We start from the raw sequence: 1,628 nt of genomic DNA on the forward strand, positions 1-1,628 counted from the left end.
CGCAGCGAATTGAGCGGCATAACCTGAATCTGAGGCAGCACCTGGCACGGCTGGGACGGAAGTCGCTGTCGTTCTCAAAATCGGTGGAGCTGCATGACAAAGTCATCGGGCATTATCTGAACATAAAACACTATCAATAAGTTGGAGTTATTACCATGATAATAGTGTCTCGTTGTGTCTGGATAAGCGGATATAACGGCGTTCACCGGTATTTCTTTAATTAAAAAAATGATGTGTATGACTGATTTGTCTTGTGATAAATATCCTTAACAGACGGCGAGCTCGTCCGCCCATTTTGTTGCGGCCTGCATGGTTTCTATAACAGTGAACTCGCTGATATTGAGGGTATTACATATTTTCGCGGTTTCCTCCCAGTTAAGTTTCTCATAACATAACGACAGGGTCAGTATGTCAAAAAGTTCACCTTTATGTTCACAAAGCGCGGCAGTTACGTTTTGCGGGATTGAAATCTGTTTAATTAAATCGTCCATGGGGAGTTCAAGAATGACATCCAGCAATGAAAACAGACCGCATATAAATGCGTTATAGGACAATGAAACATTATTTATTTTTTCGGCAATTAATTCGCAGAATTTTCCGCGAACCATGCTCAGATGATAAAGTTCACTGATGCCGGAACGCCCCATATTTGAAAGGGCGGCCACCGCAACAAACCGCCGGAGTTCTTTGCCCCCCATATACATCAGCATTTCTTTCAGGGTAAGATTGTCCGCCTGAATTATGCCATGTGATTTAAACAGCATGTTTCTGACGTAGCGCATGATTTTATATGACAGCGTCAGATCGGTTTTAAGCAGACGTTCGACCGCGGCAAAGTCCGGGTTTTCCCTGTTCACCTCCATCATCAGCCTGGAGAGTGGCAGGGGGTTCTGGGAAAGGCATTTATTTCTGAGGATTTCCGGGCGACTGAAGAAAAATCCCTGGAAAAGCGCGAAACCCGCCCGGCTGTAAAGCTCAAACTCGTCCCTTGTTTCCACTTTTTCAGCAAGGAATTTTATGCCCTGCAGAAGCTGACTTTTTCTGTGGATATATTGCCGGATATCTTCATAGTCATTGTCTCTGACATCAAATTTGATGACAGAAATATACTGCATAAAGCGGTCCCATTCATCATCCATCGTGAAATCATCGAGCGCAAGCTGGTAACCCCTGTCGTGCATATCCTTTACGGCACAGAAAAGCGCATCATCCGGGACTGCATTTTCCAGAATTTCGATGACCACTTTTTCATTCGGCAGCGTATCGCCCAGTCCGTTAATGATCATCTGGTGCGGCACATTAATAAAAGAACTGTGATTGTTGGCTATACGGGGAACAGGGATGCATAAAAACTGGTCAGAAATCATTCTGGACGTGGCGTATTCTGGTGAAACATCGGGAAAGGCATTGTTCATTCCGTCTCTGAAAAGCAGCTCATAAGCGACGGTCTGCATTTTTGTGTCAAAAATAGGCTGGCGTGCGATAAATGAATACATATTCCCGGTCCCCAGGTCAGCGTTATAATTTTTAGAAATGTAACCTTTCTATGGCACTGTTGCAAAGTTAGCGATGAGGCAGCCTTTTGTCTTATTCAAAGGCCTTACATTTCAAAAACTCTGCTTACCAGG

At 44.3% G+C, this 1,628-nt stretch carries 2 protein-coding genes; one reads left to right on the forward strand and one right to left on the reverse strand.

What is annotated here, in order from left to right; genetic code table 11:
• The coding region (locus OGX67_RS00445; RefSeq protein WP_021514769.1) for an IS1 family transposase at positions 1 to 140 on the forward strand (140 nt) is incomplete at its 5' end.
• A 126-nt stretch (positions 141 to 266) separates the two neighbouring features.
• Here OGX67_RS00445 and OGX67_RS00450 read toward each other — a convergent pair.
• Positions 267 to 1,496: an EAL and HDOD domain-containing protein gene (locus OGX67_RS00450; protein ID WP_000286799.1), complete on the reverse strand. Its 1,230-nt coding sequence runs from the start codon at positions 1,494 to 1,496 to the stop codon at positions 267 to 269.
• Positions 1,497 to 1,628 lie beyond the last annotated feature (132 nt).

Source organism: Citrobacter sp. Cf118, from assembly GCF_030334095.1.
Classification (GTDB): Bacteria; Pseudomonadota; Gammaproteobacteria; order Enterobacterales; family Enterobacteriaceae; genus Citrobacter; species Citrobacter freundii.

Bases quoted from the DNA above. Each gene is read 5' to 3' on its own strand.
- OGX67_RS00450 (WP_000286799.1), bottom strand. From the start codon at position 1,496: ATGTATTCATTTATCGCACGCCAGCCTATTTTTGACACAAAAATGCAG.